Consider the following 24216-nt stretch of genomic DNA (forward strand, 5'->3'; position numbering starts at 1 on the left):
TGCAGTGACGGTTACCTAGAAAGATCACTAGAATAAAATTCTTGAACACGGCGAGTAAGTGGGTAGTAGGGACTTAGGAGTAGGATAAGGTAAAAAAAGGAACTCCTTTCAAAATAAACAATATGGAGTACAGCTATGTCAATAAAGATACTTTTTGGAATATTGCTACAGGCAACAGAACATGGTCTGTGTCCATCGATGGTGTTGGTATTTATGTAAATGCGTATACGGGTGAGTTTATCGAAATGATATTTCCATTGGATGCTGTCCTAACGAAGGACGACCACCCCGATTGGTTTGCAAAGTAACTTAAGGCAAATTTAATCTGATGATAGAGTTGTGAGGGTATGTTGTATTTCGTACAACAATATTCAGAGGTTTCTTCTCATTTTGCTGAAGGTGTTGTATGTGGTACAACAATTTAGCCTTGTTTCAACCACTTAGGCTCTTTTTGGGAGAAAACGTTGCATTTTTTACAACAATTGCTGGGATATCCCCAATAAACGATCCAATTGTTGTAAAAAATACAACATCTCAATAAGCCCCCCTAAAAGAGGTGCACACTTTTCAACTTCTACATATTTTTCACCCCTATCGGGCAAACCAAGCATGGATTGTTTTTCAATTCGCATTTAGCTGGTTAGGGGTGATAGCTCATTAGCGTGCAAACGAGCCAAAAACCGCGCATGGGACTGCCGGATTTGAAGGATAAGGTCGCATTGATTACCGGAGCGGGATCAGGAATTGGTCAGGCTGCCGCCGAGATGCTTGCGCAGCAAGGGATGAAGGTATGCCTTGTGGATTTGAAGGACGAACGGCTAGAACAGACGAAGCAGGAAATTGTGGCAGCAGGCGGTCAGGCGATCACGGTTGATGTCGACGTCTCTGATCCGGACCGTGTTGCCCAGGCGTTCGAACAGACGGTAAATACCTGGGGACGCCTAGACGTCGTCTTTGCTAATGCAGGCATCAACGGGGTTTTGGCGCCGATCGAAGATATGAAACCAGAGGATTGGGATCGTACGCTGTCCGTCAATCTGAAGGGCACATTCCTGTGCGTCAAACATGCAATTCCGCATATGAAAGAGAACGGCGGCAGCATCGTTATCACAAGCTCCATTAACGGCAGCCGTTCTTTCTCTGGATTTGGGATGACGGCCTACAGCACTTCTAAGGCGGGACAAGTAGCATTCGCCAAGATGGCCGCATTAGAGCTGGCCCGCTACAAAATACGCGTCAACGCTATCTGTCCAGGGTCAATCAAGACCAACATTGGAGAAAATACGCAGCACACACCGGAGCTCGAGAAAATCAAAATCCCAGTCAAATATCCGCAAGGCAGCCAACCGTTGGAACACGCGCCAGGACAACCAGAGCAGGTGGCTAATCTGGTAGCATTCCTTGCCTCGGAAGCTTCGAATCATATCACCGGCACGGAGTTGTTCATTGAAGGCGCTGAATCGCTGCTTTAACGATAGCTTGAAAAACCACTAGTTGGTGGGTGAGGGATGCGGATGATTTTTCAAGGAAATGAGCAGTCTATATTCGGAGGTGAAAGAAACCATGGATGAGCAAAAAGAAACGGTCACTTCATTCGATCCGAAAAGCGGACAATCCAAGGAGGTCAATGTCGTCTTGGATCATGCTCGTAGTGGAGGATTGAAATATACAATTGAAGATGTAGAAAAAGAACACAAGAAAAATGATGAATAATCACTAATAAAATAGGGAAAAGCGTATGTTGACTCTGGGGAATCTCCAGAAACCAACATGCGCTTATTTAATTTCTTAACGATTAATCGTCAATACCTGCTCGACATGTTTCAGGAGTAGTAGGCTCGGAGTTTCTAATAATCGTATCATCTGGCCCGTCTTCATCTGAATTATTCAAATTACTCTCAGCAATGGCCGTAGATTCAAATTTTGTGTCTTTGTGATTAGTTGATTTATCTATGCTTCTCACCCTTTCAATTGTATAAGCTAATATGCTTCTTTTATAAGGTATTTATTCGTTAGCATGATAGGTGGATACATCTATATTCGCTTTTGCAATCACGGCCATTGGCCTTCGAAAGAAGGATTTGTGGGTCTTGACAAACCATACTGTAATATTTATAATTACAGTATAAAGTCCTTACAAAAAATTAGCTAATGGCGGTGATAATCATGAACTTTGTAATCAGTGATTGGGTTGTGGCAACTACAAATGAAGATGAAATGCTGCATGGTTATATTGAGTCTATAGATATGCTGCACGGCATTGCTCGGGTGCACGTTATTGCATCGGATCGTGAAACTGCCATCGGAAAAATATTGGAAGTAAGCAGTCAAGACGTTAAGAAATTACCGGTAAGTGAGTTTGATATAGAAGATCAAGTAAAGAGCTTGATCGATGTGGCGCTAACAACACGAGATGAGCAATGGTTCAATGAGTTGTCAGCGAAATTATTCGCCATTCAACAAAATGGCACGAAACGCGGCGAGCGTGATGTATTTCCGTCCTACTATCATAACCGCTTAGGTGTTGATCAGTTTTAATGGGGCGTATAAAAGAAAAGCCAATCCAAGAAACATGTCCTGCATGTTAGCTAATGGATTGGCTTTTTAGTTATGTTTCCCTTGTTTTCCGCTTTATTGTATAGGTGTCTTGTTTGAGACTTGTTTTTCTTTCGTGACTTCCGCGGCAAAAAGAGTCTGTAGTTCTGTGATTTTTCTGGGATCCGTAAGTGTCACTTTGTCAGCGAAATAATGCTCAACGAGCAGTTCCCACGTAGGGGTTACCTTTTGAGCCGTCATGGCTCGAATAGCGGTCTTAACCAGCCTTCGTTCCTTGGCATTAGTGTATACGTCGATGTACTGCTGTTTACGTTCGAAATCTAACTCCGTAAAAATAGCTCGAAATACCTCAGCTGTCATACGTGCGTCGTCCAATGCTCTGTGGGCAGAGCCTTCAGCAGCAATGTTAAGATCGATCAGAGCAGCCTCGACACTGACATCATTCGACACATTTTTATAGCGGATAAAGCCTTTCAACAGATCGAAATAGCTGGCCGCCATCCAATAAGCATCATCCAACTTATGCATCCGCGTATCAAACACGATGCGTTTCAAATCCTCGCCACCCCAGGTGACTAGCAGGAGATCTTCACTTTTATTCAGCCAGTCCATGAAATCCGTAATGACTTTACGAAAGCCGTCGGCTTGATCGATATCTTCTTGAGGAATGCCCGTTTTTTTCTTGATAAACCCATTTAATTTGGAAAAATAAACAGGTTTGACTAAAGATGAAAACTCATCAATAGCTTGGAGGGAAGAATCTAGTCGGACGGCTCCAATCTCAATAACCTCCATAGGTAAATCACTCGCAAACTTGCGACCGTTGAATTCAATGTCCAAAATAATGTAATCCATGATGTAGCCCCCGCTTCCGTCTCTGTGTTTCCATTCTATCAGAAAATGCCTAGGATACCAGCTTCCGTTTTCCATAGACTGCATTTAGAACGAAACTAAACAGTAAACCTGCAAAGGACATTCCTGAAATCCATAGATATAATTGTTTCCCGCCAAAGCTTTCGTAGAACCAGCCACCCAAATAGGAAGCGACAATACCCGATACGCCAAAGAAAAGGATTGCAAGCACAGTCTGTCCCGTTGCACGCCATTCTTCAGGAACAATACGGTATAAATATTGGATAGCAGCTGAATAAAATATGGGGAACGTGAAGGTTTGCAGCAGCTGAAGATAAACGAGAATATGAGGATCCGTCACCCACGCGGATAGAAAAAAGCGGATGAAATAAAACACTGCAGCAAAAGAAATGATTGCTAATTCTTTTCCTTTGCGAAGCCACCAAAAGCTTAGTGCGAATACGAGAATTTCGCTTCCTGCTGCTAGAAACCAGGCTAATCCGACCATGTCGGGGGTTCCGCCTAATTTTCGAATATAGACGCCAAGAAAAGTATCGTTGATCCGCTGCGGCACGGCAACAATAAAGATAAGTAACATAAACCAAATGGTTTCCCTATTTCCTAGGAATTGTCGCAGAGTTTTTAAAGAGATCGGTTTCCCAGTTACCGGCGCATCCGGCAATGGCAAGCAGATTAGAATGCTAATAATGCCTATTGCAGCGAACAAGAACGCCAAACTATTGATTCCGAAATATTGAGTGGTATAACCAACGGCCAAGGACATGACCGCATAACCAACAGCTCCGAAGGTTCGGATGGAACCGTAGCTTACCCCGTTAACCTCCGCTGTTTGGAAATTTAGACTTTCTGTCAGGGGATCAAGAGGCATTAAGAAAAAGTACATAAGCATCGTAAAAAGAAGAAGCACAATAAAGCTGGATGAGGCGTATAACAAGTACCCCACAATGGTTGAACATCCTAAGAGGAGTAACATAACTTTCTTAATGGTCTTCGTTCGATCACTGATCATCCCCCATAAAGGTTGCGAGAAGATGGCAATGAAGCCTCCCGTTCCTATGATGAGACCAATCTTCGTAGCTAGAAGCCCTTGCGCATCTAAATAGACGGGAAGGAATGAAACAAACATGGCCAGAAGTGCAAAATACAAAAAGTTAAACGAACGCAATAAATTTGAAGAATTCATGATGACCTTAACCTTCCCAGATAAATTAGTACAATGATGCTGTAAAACTACATTCTAACATGTCATGGTAAAGAATCCAAAGTAAATAAGGCGAATTTTTCAGAGACGGTAGAAACTTCCAATCTCTGCGAGGACGGTTTACAATTAGAGAGAGGAGTTGATGCATAATGGGATCACCAATCGTACGACTGGTTCTTGATGCCAAAGCCACACTGGCTGAAGGCCCGTGCTGGAATGCGGAACAGCGTTTGTTGTATTGGGTTGATATTATAGGAAAGAAATTTGGCAGGTTTGATCCTGAAACAGGGCTAAACGAAGATTTTCCCATTGGAGAATATGTCGGTGCAGTGGTCTGCGCCGGTGAAAATGAGGTTGTGTTAGCGACACAATCTGGCTTCCAAATGTACCAGATGCAGCAGAATAAGCTTACGCCTCTTGTTGATCCAGAATCTCATTTACCTGAAAATCGGTTTAACGATGGGAAATGTGATGCTAAGGGACGATTCTGGGCGGGCACCATGGAGATTATCGAAAAAGAGGCAACAGGATCACTCTATGTGCTAGAAACCGACCACAGTTATCGCAAGGTTTACGAGGGAGTAGGCGTTTCCAATGGGATCGCTTGGAGCTTAGATGAGAAAGAAATGTACTATATCGATTCTATGAAAAAGTTAGTGCTCGCTTTTGATCATGAGGCGGATAAAGGGGAAATTAGCAATCCGAGAATATTGATCGATTTTCGGAATGAACAAGGGTTCCCTGACGGGATGACGATCGATGAAGAAGGCAATCTGTGGATCGCCCATTGGGATGGCTGGCAGGTTTCTCGTTGGAATCCTAAAACAGGTCAAAAGATAGACAGCATTGCCATTCCCGCAGCTAAAGTAACCTCCTGTATTTTCGGAGGAGACGAACTAGACACCTTGTACGTTACGACAGCCCGCAAGGGTGTTCAAGAAGATCAAGTGGGGGATCAGCCGCATGCTGGAGGGATTTTTGCGGTAAAGCCAGGTGTAAAAGGCACGAAGACGCATTCATTCGGAGTACAGCATGAGGAACGGAAAGGGTAGGGTCTATGTCAGTAGAGAACAGTAATTTAACGATTCAGTATATCGGTCAGGTCGGCGTTATTCTGCGTAAAAACGGTACCGCTATCGCGATCGATCCTTATTTGACGGATTCCGTTGATCAGCTTTCTGGGTTTCCTGAGGGTTTTTGGATGCGGAGGTATGCGCCTCCTATGAAGCCAGAAACACTAACGGATTTGGATCTCGTGCTTTGTACGCATGAGCATATGGACCACATGGATCCAGATACGCTGCGGGCCATCGCTGTGGCATCTCCCAACTGTCAGTTTGGCGCTCCGAAGTCGTGTTTGCCTGGGCTTATGGCGATCGGCATCTCGGCAGAGCGGCTGCATGCACTTGGGACCCAGGAGGCGTTTACATACGGCGCTGATCTGATGATTCACCCTATTCCGGCTTGGCACGAGGAGCGGGTACGAGATAGTGAAGGCTGGGATCACTACTTAGGCTACGTTTTACAATGGGATGACTTGTGCATTTATCATGCAGGGGATACGCTACTGACGGAGGAGTTAGTCGAGGCGCTGTCCGGCTTCACCGTTGATGTAGGTTTTCTGCCGATTAACGGAAGGGACATTTTCCGTAATCGCCTCGGAGTCGTTGGCAACATGAACGCTCTTGAAGCGGCAGACTTAGCGGCTCACCTGAAGTTCGACATCGTTGTGCCCGTGCACTTCGATATGTATGCCAACAATAGTGAAGGGATCGCTCCCTTCGTGGATCGTTTATTTCAGAAGCATCCTGGACAGAAATTTCATATTTTTCAACCGGGTGAGACGCTTGTATATGTGAGGTAGTGAAGGTTTGGCTACGAGGGGAGAGTTATTGAGCCTACCAAAAGTCAAAGGAGAAATAATCGGAGAATTGAGGTTTCAGGCCTAGACTCTGACTATAAAGATGTTTTTCATCGCTACGGAGTCGCAATTACGAGCTCCACAAACTGTAACGATGAAATTCATCGTCTCCACTAAACATTTTCAGAGGACCATTTCATTACTTATAAAAAAACCTCACCCGCAACAGCCCCTAAGAGGACGATGCACCACGGTGGTAATTTCCAGAACACCAGCAGGCCAAATAACACGATAACCAATGCAAAATCATAAGGACGAATAATAGCGGTTGTCCATAACGGGTTATAAAGTGCCGCGAGCAGGATTCCGACAACGGCCGCATTAATGCCTACGAAGGCACTCTGAATTTTGACATTTGTTCGTAATGAATTCCAAAAAGGTAATGCGCCAATTATCAGGAGATAAGCAGGCAGGAAGATAGCTAATGTTCCCACTAGAGCCCCTCTGAATCCGGCAAACATAGCGCCCAAATACGTGCCAAATGTAAAAAGCGGACCAGGAACTGCCTGCGTAGCCCCATAGCCAGCTAGGAAGGCCTCTTTACTTACCCAACCTTGCGGGACAACTTCTCGTTCCAAAAGAGGGAGAATGACATGGCCGCCGCCGAATACCAAGGAACCTACCCGATAAAACGAGTCGAAAAGGGAGAAAAGCTGCGAGTGCCATAAACCGCTGATAATTGGAAGCAGCAAGAGCAGAAGCGCATACAAGACCAAGCAAAAAATCGCAACAGAACGATGAACATGCACTTGAATAGAACTGTTTTCTGGGTTCGAAAAGCTTTTGAAGGCAAATAGTCCGATGAGTCCGGCGAGTGCTATAATAACAACTTGGCTATAGACCGTTTGCCATAGCAAGGTTACTGAAGCTGCCGCAATAGCTAAGGAGGCCGTGCTTTTATCGGATGCTAACTTTTTTCCCATGCTGAGAACGGCTTGTGCGACGATGGCAACGGCGACGATTTTGAGGCCGTGAATCCAGCCTGTGCTGCTGACATCCATGGATTTCATCAGCAGGGAAAAGAGGAGTAAGAGGATAATAGAAGGTAACGTAAATCCTAGCCAAGCAGCTGCGCCTCCCAACAATCCGGCCCGGATTGTACCGATACCAACACCTACTTGGCTGCTGGCGGGGCCAGGGAGAAACTGGCATAGCGCAACGAGATCGGCGTAACTTTTCTCATCCATCCATTTACGTTTCTGGATATACTCGTTGTGAAAGTAGCCTAGATGGGCAATGGGCCCACCGAAGGATGTTAATCCTAATTTTGTGGATACGAGGAATACTTCAAGCAATGCTCTTCGTTTACTTTGCTGTGGTTTTGCAGCGGTGTCCAACCTATTTCCTCCCCAATAACGTTTGATGAACATCTTAATCATTTAAGTGTATCGGAAATTGCAACGCGATTCTACCGATTAACACAAATAAAACAGTAATGCGGACCATCCGATTACTCCTTGCACATATAAAAGGATCATGAACTCTACTTGTGTAGAAATCATGATCCTTTTCTCACTCCAGCTGATATTCCTTCATCTTGTTGTACAGGGTACCGCGGGAGATGCCGAGCAGTTTGGCTGCCGCGCTTTTATTGCCTGCTGTTTTGGCCAAAGCGTCTTCGATCAGATGGATTTCTTCCTCATCGGATACCTTCGCTTTTAACAAAATCGCGGCATCTGCTTCTGAAGAAGCCAGACTGGGTTGCTGCTCCTGTAAAGCGGCTGGCAAATGCTCTAGACTGATCAGGTCTTCATCACTAAGAATAATGCACCGCTCGATGACATTTTTCAATTCTTGGATGTTCCCAGGCCATGAATAGTTGGACAAAGCCAATATGACCTCTGGAGAAAGTGCAGGAACCGGCTTCTGGTATTGCAGTGAAAACTGCTTGAGATACATGTGGACCATCGCTGGAATGTCTTCGGTTCTATCCCGTAAAGGCGGAATTCGAATGGAAATCACATTGAGCGCATAGTACAGATCCGAGCGGAATTCTTGATTGGCTAGCTTGCTGGCTAAATCTTGTGTAGTTGCGATAATGATTCGGGTACGCACGCTGATCGGTTGACTTCCCCCAGAGCGAACGATCGTTTGCTGTGTAATGTAAAGGTAAAGCTTTGCTTGAAGCTCTAATGGAAGCTTCTCGATTTCATTAATAAACAAAGTGCCATCTTTGGCTAGCTCCAACTTACCAGCTTGTCCACTATCACTTCCGGTGAAGGCGCCACCTTGATAGCCAAATAATTCGGCCTCCAATAAACCTGCGGGAACGATGCCGCAATTGATGGTCAAGAAAGGCTGCTCGGATCTCGAACTCGACTGATGGATAATATGAGCAAGCTGTTCTTTGCCAACACCCGATTCTCCAATCAGGAGGACGGGTGTTTCTGTTGCTGCCACCTTCTTGGCCCATTGGATGACTTTACCGATCGCAGGTCCTTTTCCTTTGATTAAGGTAAAGAGATCTTCAGCCTGGTCTTTATGTGGGAGTCCGAAGGAATCGACGGTTGTTAATTGTTCATTCAATCGTACCAATTGCGTGATATCCTGCTCGGTTGCAATGCCTCCGATGATATGCCCCTGAGCATCTCTGATCGGTGACGCATTAATAAGGACGTGGGTGTCCGGCCGTGGACGGTGGTAGGTATTCCGAATCATCCGGCCTTCGTCCAAAATTTTCAAGACCATCAATGTTTCGATATCAAAATGTTCGCCAATGCGTTTGCCTAAAATATCTGCGGCCGGAAGATGATAGAGTTCCTCAGCGACGGTATTCCAACAAATCACAGCGCCGGCTCGATCGACGACTGTGACAGCATCGGTGACGGTATCTGCGAGTGCATTGAAATAGGCAGACCACTTTTGCAGCTCGGAAATGGCGAAATTGAGATACGTGGATAAAACGGAGTATCCCTTGATGGCCCCATCCTTAGCTTTGAAAAGGACCGGTCGATTTGTTCGTTGATGCACACGTGACAAAGGAGTGTTGTCGTCTACAGAAATAATCGCGGATACAAAGTATGTGCTGCTTTCTGCTAATTCTTGGATGTTTCTAGCGGAAAAGGCCGTCATAAGGCTTGCATCTTCCGGTGTAAATAAACATATTTCGTCTTGCCAATGAGCGATAACCGCCGTTCCTTTGTTTAGATAGGAAGATAGCTCTTCGAGTGTTGTTTCAACAGGGAGTGTGATCATAGGGTTGTTCAACGGAAAGTGTTCATTAATGAACATAATTAACCTCGTTTGTACCATTTATTTGCTTTAAATTTACCATGAAAGCAAGGGAGATTCAACACAGGAAGCCAAGATAGTGAGTATGATAAAGGTAAAGGACTAATACCTGTTCAAAGTAATGGAAAATACACACATAAACAAATAGTGTTCAAATTTTAAAATGAAGTGTATAATATATTTATTAATTTAAACACTATTGTATAATTCCTTTGGAGGAATAACAAATGGAACTCATCCTGAAAAATATGTTTCAATCTTTAGGTAAAAGCCGCACAGCGAATCGATTAGCCAAAAAGTATGGTTTACGCTTTGGTGCAGCGCGTTTCGTAGCAGGAGAAACCATCCAGCAATCCATCGAAGCTGTGCGCGGACTCAACCAAGATGGCCGCGTAGCGACCCTGGACCATTTGGGTGAGTTCGTCTTTAGTGAAGAAGAAGCGTTGGAGTCAGCAGACATGTGTATTCAAACGCTAGATGCGATTGCCAGTTCAGGCGTCAAATCCAATCTTTCGCTTAAAATGACTTCACTGGGGCTAGATATCAGCAGAGAGCTTTGTGTTAACAACATGAAACGTATTCTTGATTGTGCGCGCCAGCATGGAAATTTCGTGCGAATTGATATGGAGGACTATGCGCATTGTCAAATCTCCCTTGATATCTACAGAGAGCTTCGACAAGAGTATGACAACGTAGGAATCGTCATTCAAGCTTATTTGTTCCGCACCATGCAGGATATGGATGATTTACATGCAATCGGAGCCAATCTGCGCCTTGTGAAAGGTGCTTATAAGGAATCTCCGGAAGTTGCTTTTCCAGAAAAAAGCGCAGTTGATGAAAATTATAAAAAAATCATTCGAAAACATCTGTTGAACGGTCATTATACAGCTATTGCGAGCCATGATGAGGCGATCATTCATTTTACGAAAGAATTTACAAGGTCAAATCTTATTTCTATCGATCAGTTTGAATTCCAGATGCTTTATGGGATTTGTGAAGATTTGCAAAAGCAATTAGTGAAAGAAGGATATCGGGTTCGTATCTATGTCCCTTACGGTGTAGATTGGTTCGGATATTTCATGAGAAGGTTAGCAGAGCGCCCAGCGAATGTCTGGTTTGTTCTGAAAAATATGTTTAAATAACACCCAAGTTTCCCATTCGGAGAGGAGCAATACTATGAATACATTTACGAAAGTTAGTCCTTTTGCAAATGAACCTTTTACTAATTTTGGTTTAGAGGAAAATGTGAAGGCGATGCAGGCTGCTATTGCCAAAGTGAAAAGTGAGCTAGGGCGCGAATATCCGTTATATATCGGTACTGAGAAAGTAGTAACAGAGGCTAAAATCACATCGATTAACCCGGGGAATGTAGATGAAATCATTGGATATGTAAGCAAAGCAGACCAGAAGCTTGCTGAAAAAGCGATGAATGTTGCCCTTGAAACTTTCGAAGTTTGGAAGAAGGTTCCGGCAAGAGAGCGTGCGGAGTATTTATTTAAAGCTGCTGCGTTAATGCGTGATCGTAAGCATGAATTCTCAGCGTTGATGATTTTGGAGTCTGGCAAAAATTACGTAGAAGCGGATGTAGATACCGCAGAAGCGATTGATTTCATCGAGTTCTATGCACGCGAAATGATTCGTTTGAGCCAAATCAACGAGACGCAGCCATTAGCCAAAATTCCCGGTGAAAACAACCAAATTAGCTATATCCCACTAGGTGTCGGTGTTATCATCCCGCCATGGAATTTTCCACTAGCGATTTGTGTAGGTATGACGATTGCAGCGGTTGTTTCTGGTAATACCGTGTTATTGAAACCAGCTTCAACAACGCCTGTTATTGCTCACAAATTCGTAGCTCTTATGGAGGAAGTTGGACTTCCCGCTGGTGTAATTAATTTCATTCCAGGAAGCGGTGCGGAAGTAGGAGACTACTTGACGACTCATCCTAAGACTCGATTCATTAGCTTTACCGGCTCCAAAGAGATCGGTTTGCGCATCAACAAGTTGGCCGCTGACGTGGCGCCTGGTCAAATTTGGATCAAGCGTGTGATTGCTGAAATGGGCGGCAAAGATGGTATAGTCGTGGACGAAACAGCGGATCTGGCCGCGGCTGCCGCTGCTATTGTGGCTTCTGCTTTCGGCTTCCAAGGCCAGAAGTGCTCGGCGGGTTCACGTGCTATCATTGTTGAATCTGTTTACGACGTAGTTGTAGACAAAGTAGTTGCTCTGACGAACCAACTGCAAAGCGGCCTGCCCGAGCACAATTTCGCAGCAGGGCCGGTTATTGATAAAACTTCTTATGACAGAATTTTAGATTACATTGAAATTGGTAAAAAAGAAGGAACGCTGCTCGCGGGTGGCGGTAAGGCCGATGGAAACGGCTATTACATTCAACCGACTGTGTTCGGTGATGTAAGCGGCAAAGCGCGTGTTATGCAGGAAGAGATTTTCGGACCTGTCTTGGCTATCGCTAAAGCGAAGGATTGGAAAGAAGCCATCGCGATGTACAATGATACGGAATTTGGTTTGACGGGGTCATACTTCTCCACGAATGAGGAGCGGATTTCTGAGGCATTAGACACTGTTCACTGCGGTAACTTGTACATTAATCGCAAATGCACAGGCGCATTAGTGGGCGTACATCCTTTTGGCGGCTTCAATATGTCGGGAACGGATTCCAAAGCAGGCGGTTACGACTACCTCATGCTTCTCACACAAGCGAAGCTGACATCTCGCAAAATATAATGGTTGGCAGAAAGAGGGCGGACGAAGAGTCTAGCCTTCTTTTTTTGTATATGGAGCGTCTCATTTAGGTGCGGTTCCCAAATTTTCGAATGCTTGCTCAAATTTCATCATCATTAGTCCTACTTTCTTTGCGATTGTTGGCTAAAACAAAACGCCGCTTTCACCAAAGTTCACGAGGAGATGACTCCTTACGAACATAGATGAAAGCGGCGTGTGCTTCACGACCAGCTTGTTTGAATATCTCTAGTATAGTGGAAAATGATAACATCGTGCCACTCCACCTTGGAGGGGGGAAGTTGAGAGGCGTCACGTCATGGAAGAAGATCGCAGAAGTGAGGTTTTTCTGCTTACAAAGGCAAATCACGCTTACGAAACAACGCAATTCCCGCCGCAAAGGTCACGAGCCCAATCACAATCAATACCGACCAGGCAAGCCCGGTTTCCGTCTGTCCACCGATAATGCCGCTCGGATCATATAACGAGAAGTAAGACAGGTTGCGCATCCAGTTGATCTTTTCGCTTAGTTTGCCGATAAAATCCAGACTGAAAAACCCGAAGGTAAGCACAGCCGATATTCCGAGAGCCTTTTTCTCGTCGTTGGCTAAAGAAGAGACGAGAAAGGCGATTCCGCCAACCGCGAAGAACAACAGTAATGCCGCCAGGTTCATACGAAGGTATGCCGCTCCGTGAAAGTCGCTCAAATCACCGATAAACAAGGCATATCCCGCAAACCCGCATAATGTCGTAACCGCCATGATGGACAAAAGCCCAGTTACAAAAACAGCTGCCTGCGTCATCGCCACTTTTCCGCGAGTGGTGGGAGTCGCCAGCAAATACGCCATTGAGCCTTGGTCAACCAGCTTCGCCATCAGCTGCGTGGAGAACATGATGCAAAAAATCGATACGATCAGTACGAGCAGAAGTCCGTAATATTCGCCAGAGATGAATGCCTCCACGGTGCCGAAGCCGCTGCCCAAGTTGAACGCATTGGTCATGCCGGGCGGCAAGGACTTGATCAACTCGTCTAGGGCCGCATTATTTCCTGCGAAGCTCGGGAACAGCCAGAACATGAGCAGGATATAGAAGGCAGATCCGAACGCATAGTTCATCATCCCTTTGATATGAATCTTCATCATGTGTTTATAGAGAGCGGAATTCATTGTAAGGTCCCCTTCCGGTCGTAATAGTTCATGAACACGTCTTCGAGACTTTGCGTGAATACATCCAGGTTTCGGACAAGGTATTTAGACGTCTCCGAGAGGAATCGAGCGTACTCACCCTGCACAGCCACCCGCACTCGATTGCCTTCGCGCGATTCGACGGTTACGCCGGAAGTCCGTACGAATGCTTCCGCATCCTCCGTACGTTCGAATGTCACTTCAAATAACTTTCGCTGCATCGACTGCAGCTCGTGGATATCTTTGACGGTAAGGATGACTCCGTCCTTAATAATTGCCGCGCGGTCGCATGTCCGCTCAATCTCGGGAAAGCTGTGGGACGACATCAGGAACGTTGTGCCCCTGGCTTTCTCCTCCAGCACCAGATCGATAAACACCTTCTGCATGAGAGGATCCAGTCCCGAAGTCGGTTCATCCAGGATGATCACCTCCGGCTGATGCATGAAAGCGGCGACGATGCCAACCTTCTGCTTCATTCCTTTGGACATTTTGCGGATAGGGGTTCTGACATCGAACTGGAAGCGGTCGATCAGCTCCTCACGTCGCGCCGAATGTTTCGACCCTTGCATTTCCGCCATAAAATCCAGAAACGTTCGCCCGGTCATACCCTCAATAAATGCGATCTCTCCGGGTAAATAACCGATATACCGCTGGACGGTCCCCTGTTTAGCCCAGGTATCCAGTCCGCCAACCTTAACCGAGCCTTTTTCCGGTTTCATGAATCCCATGATATGCCGAATTGTTGTGGATTTGCCGGCTCCGTTCGGACCCAGAAATCCGAACACCTCTCCTTTTTTGACCGAAAACGATACGTCAAATATCCCTTTCCCGTTCGGGAATGTTTTGGTCAGCTGCTGAACAGTCAACATGCGCGGCCACCTCCAAATATGAAAGTTATGAAATATTTATTGATGTTAATTTCAAAACTTATGTTACTCCTGAATGTTCACGTCGTCAATACTTTTGAAATATATTTGTGCTATAATTTCATTATTCCAAAAAACGGGTGATCCGAATGAACGGCTACGAAAAAAGAGCCCAGCAAAAAAAAGAAAAAATCATGCACGCAACCTTGAAAATGCTGAAAACGTCCGATCCTAGAAAACTGCGGATCACCGACATCGCTGAAGCGGCTGGCGTATCGCAGGTAACCATCTACAATTATTTCGGCAGCAAGGAAGCTTTAGTGGTGGAAGTGTTCAAAGATTACGCACGGACGGCGTTGAAAGAATTTGGGGAGTTTCTCTCCGGCGATCACTCACTGAAGGAGAAAATCGAGTACATCGTTTTCCAGAAGAAGAAATCGTCCAGAACGTTCAGTCTGGAGGTCATGAAGCAGATATGGCACGACGATCCGGAAATGACGCGCTTTCTCAAAGAGGAATATATGGCCAAAGGTGTTCCACTTGTCATTCAGCTCATTGAAGACGGCAAGAAAAATGGGGAAATCACCGCGGCGCTTTCTACTTCCACCATCATGATGTATATGCAAATGTTGACGAGCCAGGCGGACACGATGTTGGATTATGCCGAAAAGCATGGGGATTTGGACACGTTGATCGAGGAAATGGTGCATTTGTTTTTCTATGGGATCGCCAGCACGCCTCAACCGAAGGTTCCTACATAAGTTTAAGTTTTGTTGCTCCATAGAAGTTGATTTGAGATAATGCTGATAGGAATAGCAGAAGAATGGGAGTGTGACATTTTTGGAAAAGAAGAAAAAAACGTTAGCTTTTATAGGTTCTTATGCGGATTCGAATAATCCTGGGGTATACTCCTGCCGATACAATGAAGAGAATGGAAGCTTGGAAGTCACCCATCAAGTAGATGGTTTGCAAAACCCAACGTTCTTGACAGTGGATGCGACGAATTGGAAACTATATGCTTTATCAGAGGGGCTTGACGAGAATCAGCAGCGGTGCGGAGCGGCATCTTCTTATGATGTTGATACAGCTGCAGGAGAATTAACGTTTCTGAACAACGAGATCACGCTGCCAGCAACGACGTGCCACATTACATTAGATCATACAAACCAAGTAGTGATGGTAGCTAGTTATCACAGGGGTATGGTAGGCTTGTCTCCTGTGCTAGCGGATGGCCGTTTGGGTACAACGGCTGATATTCAGCAGCATCAGGGTGCAAGCGTCCTATCGGTTCAGGATAGACCTCGTGCTCATTCCGTTTTCTTAGATCGAGCAAACCGTTATGCGGGAGTCTGTGATCTAGGTTTGGATAAGATCATTATGTACAAGCTGGATATCCCTGCTAAAAGGTTTATTCCTCACAATGAAGTGCAAGTAACTCCTGGTTCAGGTCCGCGGCATTTTGCTTTCCACCCGTCCTATGCCTTTGGCTATGTTATTAATGAACTTGGCTCCACCGTTACGGCATTCAGCTATGAGGAAGAACGAGGAGAGCTGACGGAAATCCAGACGATTTCCACACTCCCGTTGTCTTATGATGGGGAAAATGCCTGCGCGGATATTCATGTTTCACCTGATGGAAAGTTTCTATATGGATCTAACCGCGGACACGATAGTATAGTTGTGTATGCCATCGATGCAGCAACTGGTAAGTTAACAGTCGTGGAACACGCGCCTACGTTAGGGAAGCACCCGCGTAATTTTGCGATATCGCCGGATGGACAATTTGTGCTAGTAGCTAACAAAGATTCGGATCATATTGTATCATTCTCTCGGGACACTCAATCGGGGAAGCTCATTCCAACCGGAAGTGTGCTAAATGTGTCTAAACCTGTTTGCATCAAGTTTGCTAATGTAGAATGACACATTTCACGGAGCGAGTTATTCACATTATTCGGTGTATCCCCGAGGGCAAAGTCATGACCTATGGTCAGATTGCCAGGCATGCTGGAAGCCCGAGAGCGGCTCGTCAAGTCGTACGAATTTTGCATGCAATGAGCAAGAAACATCGTCTTCCTTGGCACAGAGTCATTAACGCAAAGGGAGAGATAGCGATCATGGATGACGAAGGATCTCATATGCAAAGTTTTTTGCTGCAAGCTGAAGGTGTCATTATTACGGATCAGCGGTATATTTCCCTTGAGCACTATCAGTATCAAATGCAAGAAGATGCATGAATGTACATAGGAAGCCTCACTTCTTGCAACTGGAAGTGAGGCTTTTTTGCAAGGAGGAAGTGTGCTAAACTTTGTCGAATCAGGGTAAATGAAAGATCAATTCGCGGAGGTTTCTATGAATCAAGAGCAAGCTTTACCAGGAGCGATATATAATTTAGTAACGATGCAGTCAAATCCTTCACAGCGGCGGTTTGCTTTTATGATTGGAGCTATTGTTACGTTGATTTCACTGCTTTCTGTGCCGTTTGTAAGGATACAGTTGGTTGAGCTGCAGGCCTATCAGCCGGCTATTTTTTCTACCATAATTTGTTTTGAACTAATTACAGCCTACGTGATTTATAGTCAATTCAAAATCAATCGATCACCGGCGGTACTCGTCCTGTTTGCAGCGTATCTGTTCTCCGGCGGTATGAATTTGGTTTATATCCTCACGTTTCCTCGTGTTTTCACCGAAAGTGGCTTGTTCCATGCTGGAACGCAAACTTCGGTTTGGCTATACGTGTTCTTGCACGCAGGTTTTCCTCTAGCGATTGCCCTCTATATGATGATGGAATCGAAATTTGTGAATGTTCATTATAGTGCTCTCAAGGCTAAGAGATTAGGTCTGTACACCCTGATAGGTGTCGTTTTACTAATCACAGGATTGACTTACATCACCACGCATTTCAAAAATCAACTGCCGATCGTGCTGTATCAAGGTAAGCTAACTCCTTTGTTTATATATGGTCTTGGGCTGCCCATAGTCTTCATTACTTTACTTACACTAATTGTCTATTACAAAAGAACCAAAGCGAGTACGGTCACTTCGACCTGGCTATGCGTAGCCATACTGGCTTCCATGCTTGATGTGGCGATTATTCTTTGTGGCGGCGGGCGCTTTAGTGTGGGATGGTATGTGGCAAGGTGGAACAGCTTTGTATGTGCAAATATAGTGCTTGCGGGGATGATTTATGAGTTTACCAAAATGTATCTGAGTATGACAGAGCTCTTCCAGCAGGTGAAGGAGAGTAAAAATAAATATAAGGTGCTGCTTGGTGAAAGCCAGCAGGCGGAGAGAAAGATTTCAGAACAAAGCGATATTATTGAGCGGATGCTTGAATCCAGCCATGAAGCAATTATCATGTGTGATACAGAAGGACGGGTCATCTTTACGAATCGCCGCGTGGAACATTTTTTTGAACGTCCACTTGAAAGCGGAGAACGGTTGTCTAGCTATTGTCTTGGAATGAAAACCTCAGACACTGCTTTTGGGGAGATTATCGATGCTTATTTCGGTCAAACGATCCCGCCTTTTCGTAAGCGAATAGCTAGATTGACGTCGATAGGTGAAACAAGGCACTATGAATGCTATGTCAACCCCATTTCAGGTGAAATGGAAGGGACGTTCAGGGGACATCTGGTCGGATTCAGAGATCGTACGGAAGAAGAGCGAATTGATGAGTTGAAAAATGAGTTTGTCAGCATTATTTCTCATGAAATTCGGACTCCGCTATCCTCGATTGTTGGCTTTATTGAAATCCTGGCAACACGTGCAGTCACGGAAGAGAAGCGCGCCAAATATATCGAAACGATTCATAAGGAATCCTTGCGGCTATCGAATTTGATTAACGATTTTCTTGATTTGCAGCGGTTGGATTCGGGCAGGCAAGAGTTTCATTTCCAATCTTTGGACGCTGTCCTCTTACTCCGCGAAATCGTTGAGCAGTGGCAGGGGAAAGACAATCATGAAGCTGAACTGCATGCAGCAACCGAGCGTATTTTTATCCAAGGGGATGAAGATCGTTTAAAGCAAGTTTTCCATAATTTGATCTCCAATGCGATTAAGTATTCGCCGGGTGCGACGAAAATTGATATTTATGTGGAAACCGATAACGGAAAAGTGTTAATTAAGATCCAAGATTACGGTCTGGGCATTCCAGCCGAGGCTTTGGACAAACTATTTACGAGGTTTTATCGTGTTGATAATTCGGATCGCAGGAAAATCGGAGGTACGGGTCTAGGGTTATCTATAGTCAAGGAGATCATTGAAGCCCATCATGGGAAAGTGGTTGTTGATACGGAGCTGGGCAAAGGCTCCATCTTTATTGTTCAGTTAGTTGAAATTGATGCCGAATAGTCGGGTGAAAAACATGTTCAAACCGCGAAAAGCTTGCGGATGGGCATGTTTTTTCGTTTAATCTGATATCGTTAATGTCGAATTATAGAGGGATTTGTCAAAATTCATCGAATTCACAGAAAAGATTAATGATCAAATGTTAATTACTAGTCAGTTTTTTCAACAGAAAGGTAAGATTCCACGGCTGTACAAGTGGGGGACTTGTCTGACAAAGGAGGAGTAATAAGGAATGAAGCCACAGAAAACTGTACATGTAAAAGGATGGGTAAGAAAGGTATCATTTAAGTCGTTTAAAGCAAGAATGACGGCCATGCTTCTCGTTATCGCACTTGTTCCGATGCTGTTTAGTATTATTTTTTCTTCTTATTATTTGAATAAAGTCGTGACAGGTGAAGTTCACTCTAAGGAAGAGAGTGTCGTTAAAGCCAATGTAACAGCCATTGATTATTCTATCCAGCGTCACATAGCGATTTTGAAAGAAATGCAAAAGTTTGATGAGATCAAAAGTGGCAATGAACAAGAAATTATGAAGACACTTAAGAAATTTGAACAAGCCAACAAAGAAGTTGAACAGTATGTTTATGCAAATAAAGACGATATTGCGCTTACTTCAGCAGGGCAAAAGATTCCTATAGGCGAACGCGATTACGTTAAGCAAGCCAAGCAGACGAAGCTGCCTGTGAGTAGTGATTTGCTCGTTAGTAAAGCTTCAGGTAAAAATGTCATCATTGTCTTTGTCCCGCTGCTGGATGATAAGCAAAACTATATCGGCGGGTTGTTCTGTCCACTAACAACGGATAATCTCTCCGTCTACACAAAGACGATAAAAATGGGCCAGACAGGCTACGGATATTTAATATCTCCTACCGGAATGCTCTTAACCCATCCTGACGCGGGTAAAGTAGGCAAAAAAATGGACGATGTATTTACGCCGTCGGAAGCAGCTAAGATTAAAGAGACTGTTTTGAAAGAAGAGAAAGGAACATTTCAATTTACAAGCGATGATGGGGTCGCTATAGAAATTAGCTATGATACAATTCCTTCTACGGGTTGGCGCTTGGTTACGAATTTAGTCAATGCGGAAGTCTATAGCTCGGTAAAAACAGCCAATCAAGTATCGATCTGGCTGACTGTGATCACGACTATCGTAGTAGCGGCTTTCGCACTGGTTGTCTCGACGAAAACAACGAAACCAGTTATTGCTATTACGGAAGCCGTGAAAAAGATGGCTGATGGCGACTTAACTCCACGTCTTGCTATCAAGCGAAGTGATGAGCTCGGACAACTTGCTGATAACATGAATCTTATGCTCGATTCTTTCTCAGACATTGTTGGAAAAGCTAGATACACCGCGGAACAGTTAGGCGCTTCGTCAGAGGAGCTTACGGCTTGCGCTGCGGAATCGGTCGACGTTGCTACTACGATATCCGAATCGATTCAAGAAGTGTTCAATGCAAGTAAAGGCCAACTGCAAGGAGCGGAGCAGACATCTACCGCGATGGGGGAAATGGCTATTGGGGTACAAAGGATTGCTGAATCTTCGTCGGTCGTGACAGAAGCATCTCATGCTTCGCTGTTGGAAGTTCAACAAGGACGCGTTGCAATCAATCAGGCTGTCGAACAGATGAAGTTCATAAATGAATCCGTCGGGAAATCGGCGGATGATATGAGAGCACTTGAATCGTACTCACAAAAAATCGGTGAAATTGTATCTGTTATTACTGAAATTACAAGCCAAACCCAGCTGCTTTCCCTCAACGCTTCTATTGAGGCTGCACGCGCCGGCGAACAAGGACGCGGTTTTGCAGTGGTAGCGAACGAAGTCAAGAAGCTGGCTGAACAGTCGTCATCCTCTGCAGCAGATATTTCGAGTTTGATTCGGGAAGTACAGTCCTCGACGTCAAGAGCCGTACAAGCAATGAATAAAGGAGTGCTGGACGTAGAGAAAGGGTCCGAGCTAATTGATGCAGCAGGGCAGGTCTTTAATCGCGTTACCGCGACATTCCAAGAAATTTCTGACCAAATTCAGGAAGTCTCGGCAGCCTCTCAGGAAATGTCGGCAGGAACTCAGGAAGTAACGGCGTCCATGAGCGAAATTGTGCACATGACCAAAGCTTCTTGTGACCACGGACAAGGTATTTCTGAAGGGTCGAAGAAGCAGCACGCGACCATGGAGGAGATATCTGCCTCAGCAGAAGATTTAAGCAATATGGCGCAAGAACTGCAAGAATCGCTTGCTAGATTCAAAACTCGTTAATTTTTTATAAAAGCTTGGCATAGATGCAGAGAGGTCAACCAGAAACGGGTTGGCCTTTGTTTTTTGCCCAAAAATCCAGAAAAAGAAGGGAAAAGAGTTACAAAGTCTATAAAACGAGAATAGACTAACGTATCAGTAGGCCATTTGGACAGGAGGCATGCTATGAATGACAGGACCTTATATCTATTCGATGGCATTAATAAAAGCTCTGTGAAAATCATAATCGAGCAAATCATGAGAATTAATCAATATGATGATGACAAGGATAAGAAAGAAAAAGACTTCAAGCGTCTGCCCATCGACTTAATTATTAATAGTAATGGGGGGAGTGTCTATGATGGTCTAGGATTGATTAATGTGATTGAAAACAGTAAAACGCCGGTGCATACACACGTGTATGGACTTGCTGCCAGCATGAGCTTACTAATCGCCGTTAGTGGTCACAAGAGGTACGCTGGCCGACTCAGTACATTCATGTATCACTCGGTATCAACACATATCGACGGTCATTTGGAACACTTGAAGAATCGTGTGGATGAAACACAAAGGCTGCAAAACATTTATGATGAGTATATCTTATCGAAAACGAAGCTGCATACAGACGAGCTGCATCATGTTCAGGAGAATCAACGAAATTGGTATCTGAGTCCAGATGAGGCCTTATCATTTGGGATTATTGATGAAATTGTATAAACATGGCGGAGAGAAGCCTGAGGGATTCTCTTTTTCTTTGTTTTTTCTCTGCTTTTGGTGTTTAATTGAAAGATAGAGAGATGAGGAGCAGCCGTGCTGCCCCCTAACGAAAAGGAGATCCATACCGTGTACAAAATTGTATTTTTTGATATTGACGGCACATTAGTTAACGAAGAAAAACAAGTTCCTGCCAGTACGATCATAGCTATTCAACAATTAAAGCAGCAAGGGATCGAACCGGTCATTGCAACAGGAAGAGCTCCTTACTTCATCAAACCTTTGGCTGAACAGCTTGGAATTGATTCCTATGTTTGCTTGAACGGCGGTTATGCCGTTTACCGTGGTGAACCGCTCTACAGGCGGATTATCGCAAAGAGCAGCATAGAAGCATTAGTCAAATTGGCGGCTAAGCATAAGCATTCCCTCGTATTTGAAGGGGAGCACAACTTCTTCACGGATACCGAAGACCATCCTTTTGTTGTTGGATCGGTTTCCTCATTGAAGGTTGATTTGCCGGCGTATGACCCGGATTTCTGGAAAACAAACGACATTTATCAAATTTTCCTGCATATTGAAGACACAGATGAGCATTTGTACGAGGAACTGCAATCGGAATTTAAGCTGATTCGCTGGCACCAGCATGCGATAGACGTATTACCTGCTGGTGGTTCGAAAGCACAAGGAATTGCCGCGCTTTTGGAGCTTGTTGGATTGAAGCCGGAAGATGCTGTCGCTTTCGGAGATGGGTTAAATGATATGGAGATGCTTTCGTATGTTGGATTTGGTATCGCAATGGGGAACTCGCACAAAGACTTACTTCCTTATGCCGATCATGTAACGACACATGTGGATGAAGATGGCATTCGAAACGGACTTATTACTGCAGGATTGCTATAGAAAAGAAACAATACATACAGGGTGAAGAAAATGAGAATAGCTTTTTTTGATTCAGGGATTGGCGGAATTACTGTTTTACACGAAGCCATGAAGCAATTGCCTCATGAAGATTTTCTATATTTTGCGGATACCCTTCATGTTCCCTACGGGACGAAATCGAAGGACGAGGTTCTTGCTTTTGTCAAAAAATCCGTAGACATGATTATCAAAGAAGAGGTTAAAGCCCTCGTCATTGCTTGCAACACAGCAACCAGTATAGCCATTACGGAGTTAAGAAAAACCTATGAGATACCGATTATTGGCATGGAACCCGCGGTAAAGCCAGCCCTCGAAATGAATCGTTCATCTGGTAAAAGAGTGCTCGTTTTCGCTACGCCATTAACACTCAAGCAATCGAAATATAGAGAGTTAGTCTCTCGTATGGATGATATGGGTATGGTGGATTCGGTGCCGCTGCCGGAATTGGTTGAATTCTGTGAACAATTGAATGTGGAGAGTCAACAAGTCACTGATTATTTTCATGCCAAGCTGGAGCCCTTCGACTTGAGGATGTATGGGACGGTTGTTCTAGGATGTACGCATTACCCTTTTTATAGGGGCGTTCTAAGAAAAATATTACCAAGTCATATCCAAATTGTTGATGGAAGCGCGGGCACAGTGAACCGGTTGATACAGCTGCTTAGTGAACGAAACGAATTGCCAGGCGTGGGGCAGTCTGACGTCAAATTCATGTGTTCTAACGAGGATAAAGCCTACATGCAGAAGATGGAAAAGGCCTTGGAGATCATTCGAGGTCATTAGAATTTGCTGAGGGAATGTCCGCACTTATCATCGACAGAAAATAAAAGAATGAGATGGAAAGGATAACCTTGCCACCTCATTCTTTTTGTTTTAGGGCTGTCAGAGTTACGCTCTGATTTCAAGCAGTTCATAGTTAATGACACCCATAGGAGCATTCACACTAATCAAATCACCAACCGACTTACCCATGAGGGAAACGCCAAGTGGACTTTCGTAGGAGATTTTATTTTCATTTACATTGGCTTCTTGCGTACCGACGATTTTATACTCGATTTTCTCAGCGAACTCGACATCATTGAGGACAACAGTAGAGCCAACTTGAACTGTGGATGTGCCGATATTCTTAACAACTTTAGCCACCTTCAGCATTCTTTCGATCGTCAAAATTCTGGTTTCCATAAAACCCTGTTCTTCTTTGGCAGAATGATATTCACTGTTCTCCTTGAGATCACCATAGCTAATCGCTGTTTTAATACGGCTGGCTAGCTCTTTGCGTTTGACGGTTTTGAGATCTTCAAGCTCTAATTCTAAACTGCGTAATCCTTCTGGAGTTAGAATAATTTCATCATTGGACATATTTTTTGCAGCTCCTCATGTATTCGATACTAGTTATACTACTAAAGTAACGGAGGCAAGTAAAGTAAGTA

The 24216-nt window shown here is 44.6% G+C and carries 24 protein-coding genes; 16 read left to right on the plus strand and 8 right to left on the minus strand.

The genetic code is table 11. The features are described 5' to 3' along the window. Positions 1–122 precede the first annotated feature (122 nt). A complete protein-coding gene (locus NYR53_RS12740) occupies positions 123–308 on the plus strand; it encodes a hypothetical protein (protein ID WP_261305514.1) in 186 nt (61 codons plus the stop codon). A gap of 165 nt (positions 309–473) precedes the next feature. Here NYR53_RS12740 and NYR53_RS12745 read toward each other — a convergent pair whose 3' ends face one another. Then, entirely contained in the window at positions 474–632 is a 159-nt protein-coding gene (locus NYR53_RS12745) for a hypothetical protein (RefSeq protein WP_261305515.1), read from the minus strand. Positions 633–686: 54 nt separating this feature from the next. On the opposite strand from NYR53_RS12745, the gene NYR53_RS12750 reads away from it, so the two are divergent. The 3 genes from NYR53_RS12750 to NYR53_RS12760 all read left to right on the plus strand — a co-directional run bounded on the left by NYR53_RS12750 (position 687) and on the right by NYR53_RS12760 (position 2538). Then, on the plus strand, positions 687–1472 hold the full coding sequence (locus NYR53_RS12750) for an SDR family oxidoreductase (protein WP_261306349.1): 786 nt from the start codon (positions 687–689) through the stop codon (positions 1470–1472). A gap of 58 nt (positions 1473–1530) precedes the next feature. Beyond that, positions 1531–1713, plus strand: a complete 183-nt coding sequence (locus tag NYR53_RS12755) for a hypothetical protein (protein WP_261305516.1) — start codon at positions 1531–1533, stop codon at positions 1711–1713. A gap of 453 nt (positions 1714–2166) precedes the next feature. Further along, complete coding sequence (locus NYR53_RS12760; protein WP_261305517.1) at positions 2167–2538, plus strand: IDEAL domain-containing protein; 372 nt, start codon at positions 2167–2169, stop codon at positions 2536–2538. A gap of 93 nt (positions 2539–2631) precedes the next feature. On the opposite strand, the gene NYR53_RS12765 is transcribed toward NYR53_RS12760, so the two are convergent. Both NYR53_RS12765 and NYR53_RS12770 read right to left on the minus strand, forming a co-directional pair. Further along, a complete protein-coding gene (locus tag NYR53_RS12765) occupies positions 2632–3411 on the minus strand; it encodes a 3'-5' exonuclease (RefSeq protein WP_261305518.1) in 780 nt (259 codons plus the stop codon). Positions 3412–3460: 49 nt separating this feature from the next. Continuing rightward, complete coding sequence (locus NYR53_RS12770) at positions 3461–4612, minus strand: MFS transporter (protein WP_261305519.1); 1152 nt, start codon at positions 4610–4612, stop codon at positions 3461–3463. Between the two features lie 167 nt (positions 4613–4779). Between NYR53_RS12770 and NYR53_RS12775 the strand changes: the two genes are divergently transcribed. Beyond that, positions 4780–5682, plus strand: coding sequence for an SMP-30/gluconolactonase/LRE family protein (locus NYR53_RS12775; protein WP_261305520.1), 903 nt, complete (start codon positions 4780–4782; stop codon positions 5680–5682). Between the two features lie 5 nt (positions 5683–5687). Then, a complete protein-coding gene (locus NYR53_RS12780) occupies positions 5688–6494 on the plus strand; it encodes an MBL fold metallo-hydrolase (RefSeq protein WP_261305521.1) in 807 nt (268 codons plus the stop codon). A gap of 200 nt (positions 6495–6694) precedes the next feature. On the opposite strand, the gene chrA is transcribed toward NYR53_RS12780, so the two are convergent. Both chrA and NYR53_RS12790 read right to left on the minus strand, forming a co-directional pair. Then, positions 6695–7921: a chromate efflux transporter gene (chrA, locus tag NYR53_RS12785; RefSeq protein ID WP_437180179.1), complete on the minus strand. Its 1227-nt coding sequence runs from the start codon at positions 7919–7921 to the stop codon at positions 6695–6697. A 142-nt stretch (positions 7922–8063) separates the two neighbouring features. Then, complete coding sequence (locus NYR53_RS12790; RefSeq protein WP_261305523.1) at positions 8064–9782, minus strand: sigma-54 interaction domain-containing protein; 1719 nt, start codon at positions 9780–9782, stop codon at positions 8064–8066. Positions 9783–10009: 227 nt separating this feature from the next. On the opposite strand from NYR53_RS12790, the gene NYR53_RS12795 reads away from it, so the two are divergent. Both NYR53_RS12795 and pruA read left to right on the plus strand, forming a co-directional pair. Beyond that, positions 10010–10924: a proline dehydrogenase family protein gene (locus NYR53_RS12795; protein WP_261305524.1), complete on the plus strand. Its 915-nt coding sequence runs from the start codon at positions 10010–10012 to the stop codon at positions 10922–10924. A gap of 34 nt (positions 10925–10958) precedes the next feature. After that, positions 10959–12527 carry an L-glutamate gamma-semialdehyde dehydrogenase gene (gene pruA / locus NYR53_RS12800; RefSeq protein ID WP_261305525.1) on the plus strand — a complete coding sequence of 523 codons (1569 nt, stop codon included), beginning with the start codon at positions 10959–10961 and terminating at the stop codon, positions 12525–12527. Between the two features lie 347 nt (positions 12528–12874). Here pruA and NYR53_RS12805 read toward each other — a convergent pair whose 3' ends face one another. Next, the gene (locus tag NYR53_RS12805) at positions 12875–13687 is read right to left on the minus strand and encodes an ABC transporter permease subunit (protein WP_261305526.1); all 813 of its coding nucleotides are present in this window, start codon (positions 13685–13687) and stop codon (positions 12875–12877) included. Continuing rightward, positions 13684–14574, minus strand: a complete 891-nt coding sequence (locus NYR53_RS12810) for an ABC transporter ATP-binding protein (RefSeq protein ID WP_261305527.1) — start codon at positions 14572–14574, stop codon at positions 13684–13686. Before NYR53_RS12810 ends, NYR53_RS12805 begins: the two co-directional genes overlap by 4 nt. Positions 14575–14720: 146 nt before the next feature. Here NYR53_RS12810 and NYR53_RS12815 point away from each other — a divergent pair, with 146 nt between their 5' ends. The 8 genes from NYR53_RS12815 (at position 14721) to murI (ending at position 23569) form a co-directional block, all read left to right on the plus strand. After that, positions 14721–15332 carry a TetR/AcrR family transcriptional regulator gene (locus tag NYR53_RS12815; RefSeq protein ID WP_261306350.1) on the plus strand — a complete coding sequence of 204 codons (612 nt, stop codon included), beginning with the start codon at positions 14721–14723 and terminating at the stop codon, positions 15330–15332. A 79-nt stretch (positions 15333–15411) separates the two neighbouring features. Continuing rightward, the gene (locus NYR53_RS12820) at positions 15412–16491 is read left to right on the plus strand and encodes a lactonase family protein (RefSeq protein ID WP_437180147.1); all 1080 of its coding nucleotides are present in this window, start codon (positions 15412–15414) and stop codon (positions 16489–16491) included. Further along, positions 16488–16805 carry an MGMT family protein gene (locus tag NYR53_RS12825; RefSeq protein WP_261305529.1) on the plus strand — a complete coding sequence of 106 codons (318 nt, stop codon included), beginning with the start codon at positions 16488–16490 and terminating at the stop codon, positions 16803–16805. The genes NYR53_RS12820 and NYR53_RS12825 overlap by 4 nt, the downstream gene beginning before the upstream one ends. A gap of 88 nt (positions 16806–16893) precedes the next feature. Further along, positions 16894–18921, plus strand: coding sequence for an MASE4 domain-containing protein (locus tag NYR53_RS12830; RefSeq protein WP_261305530.1), 2028 nt, complete (start codon positions 16894–16896; stop codon positions 18919–18921). A gap of 229 nt (positions 18922–19150) precedes the next feature. Then, positions 19151–21178, plus strand: coding sequence for a methyl-accepting chemotaxis protein (locus NYR53_RS12835; RefSeq protein ID WP_261305531.1), 2028 nt, complete (start codon positions 19151–19153; stop codon positions 21176–21178). 162 nt (positions 21179–21340) lie between these two features. Further along, the gene (locus NYR53_RS12840) at positions 21341–21871 is read left to right on the plus strand and encodes an ATP-dependent Clp protease proteolytic subunit (protein ID WP_261305532.1); all 531 of its coding nucleotides are present in this window, start codon (positions 21341–21343) and stop codon (positions 21869–21871) included. A 117-nt stretch (positions 21872–21988) separates the two neighbouring features. After that, the gene (locus NYR53_RS12845; RefSeq protein WP_261306351.1) at positions 21989–22768 is read left to right on the plus strand and encodes a Cof-type HAD-IIB family hydrolase; all 780 of its coding nucleotides are present in this window, start codon (positions 21989–21991) and stop codon (positions 22766–22768) included. 30 nt (positions 22769–22798) lie between these two features. After that, positions 22799–23569 (plus strand): glutamate racemase, encoded by a 771-nt coding sequence (gene murI / locus NYR53_RS12850; RefSeq protein WP_261305533.1) that lies wholly within the window; start codon positions 22799–22801, stop codon positions 23567–23569. Positions 23570–23674: 105 nt separating this feature from the next. Here the strand turns inward: murI and greA are convergent, their stop codons facing one another. Beyond that, positions 23675–24145, minus strand: coding sequence for a transcription elongation factor GreA (greA, locus tag NYR53_RS12855; RefSeq protein ID WP_261305534.1), 471 nt, complete (start codon positions 24143–24145; stop codon positions 23675–23677). Positions 24146–24216 lie beyond the last annotated feature (71 nt).

This window comes from Paenibacillus andongensis, assembly GCF_025369935.1.
Taxonomy (GTDB): Bacteria; Bacillota; Bacilli; order Paenibacillales; family NBRC-103111; genus Paenibacillus_E; species Paenibacillus_E andongensis.

Coding starts and splice junctions, on each gene's coding strand:
- NYR53_RS12810 (WP_261305527.1), bottom strand. CDS start 14,574: ATGTTGACTGTTCAGCAGCTGACCAAAACATTCCCGAACGGGAAAGGG.
- NYR53_RS12830 (WP_261305530.1), top strand. CDS start 16,894: ATGAAAGATCAATTCGCGGAGGTTTCTATGAATCAAGAGCAAGCTTTA.
- NYR53_RS12840 (WP_261305532.1), top strand. CDS start 21,341: ATGAATGACAGGACCTTATATCTATTCGATGGCATTAATAAAAGCTCT.
- NYR53_RS12740 (WP_261305514.1), top strand. CDS start 123: ATGGAGTACAGCTATGTCAATAAAGATACTTTTTGGAATATTGCTACA.
- NYR53_RS12795 (WP_261305524.1), top strand. CDS start 10,010: ATGGAACTCATCCTGAAAAATATGTTTCAATCTTTAGGTAAAAGCCGC.
- NYR53_RS12770 (WP_261305519.1), bottom strand. CDS start 4,612: ATGAATTCTTCAAATTTATTGCGTTCGTTTAACTTTTTGTATTTTGCA.
- NYR53_RS12835 (WP_261305531.1), top strand. CDS start 19,151: ATGAAGCCACAGAAAACTGTACATGTAAAAGGATGGGTAAGAAAGGTA.
- murI (WP_261305533.1), top strand. CDS start 22,799: ATGAGAATAGCTTTTTTTGATTCAGGGATTGGCGGAATTACTGTTTTA.
- pruA (WP_261305525.1), top strand. CDS start 10,959: ATGAATACATTTACGAAAGTTAGTCCTTTTGCAAATGAACCTTTTACT.
- NYR53_RS12780 (WP_261305521.1), top strand. CDS start 5,688: ATGTCAGTAGAGAACAGTAATTTAACGATTCAGTATATCGGTCAGGTC.
- NYR53_RS12745 (WP_261305515.1), bottom strand. CDS start 632: ATGCGAATTGAAAAACAATCCATGCTTGGTTTGCCCGATAGGGGTGAA.
- NYR53_RS12755 (WP_261305516.1), top strand. CDS start 1,531: ATGAGCAGTCTATATTCGGAGGTGAAAGAAACCATGGATGAGCAAAAA.
- NYR53_RS12750 (WP_261306349.1), top strand. CDS start 687: ATGGGACTGCCGGATTTGAAGGATAAGGTCGCATTGATTACCGGAGCG.
- NYR53_RS12815 (WP_261306350.1), top strand. CDS start 14,721: ATGAACGGCTACGAAAAAAGAGCCCAGCAAAAAAAAGAAAAAATCATG.
- greA (WP_261305534.1), bottom strand. CDS start 24,145: ATGTCCAATGATGAAATTATTCTAACTCCAGAAGGATTACGCAGTTTA.
- NYR53_RS12825 (WP_261305529.1), top strand. CDS start 16,488: ATGACACATTTCACGGAGCGAGTTATTCACATTATTCGGTGTATCCCC.
- NYR53_RS12775 (WP_261305520.1), top strand. CDS start 4,780: ATGGGATCACCAATCGTACGACTGGTTCTTGATGCCAAAGCCACACTG.
- NYR53_RS12790 (WP_261305523.1), bottom strand. CDS start 9,782: ATGTTCATTAATGAACACTTTCCGTTGAACAACCCTATGATCACACTC.
- NYR53_RS12765 (WP_261305518.1), bottom strand. CDS start 3,411: ATGGATTACATTATTTTGGACATTGAATTCAACGGTCGCAAGTTTGCG.
- chrA (WP_437180179.1), bottom strand. CDS start 7,921: ATGTTCATCAAACGTTATTGGGGAGGAAATAGGTTGGACACCGCTGCA.
- NYR53_RS12805 (WP_261305526.1), bottom strand. CDS start 13,687: ATGAATTCCGCTCTCTATAAACACATGATGAAGATTCATATCAAAGGG.
- NYR53_RS12760 (WP_261305517.1), top strand. CDS start 2,167: ATGAACTTTGTAATCAGTGATTGGGTTGTGGCAACTACAAATGAAGAT.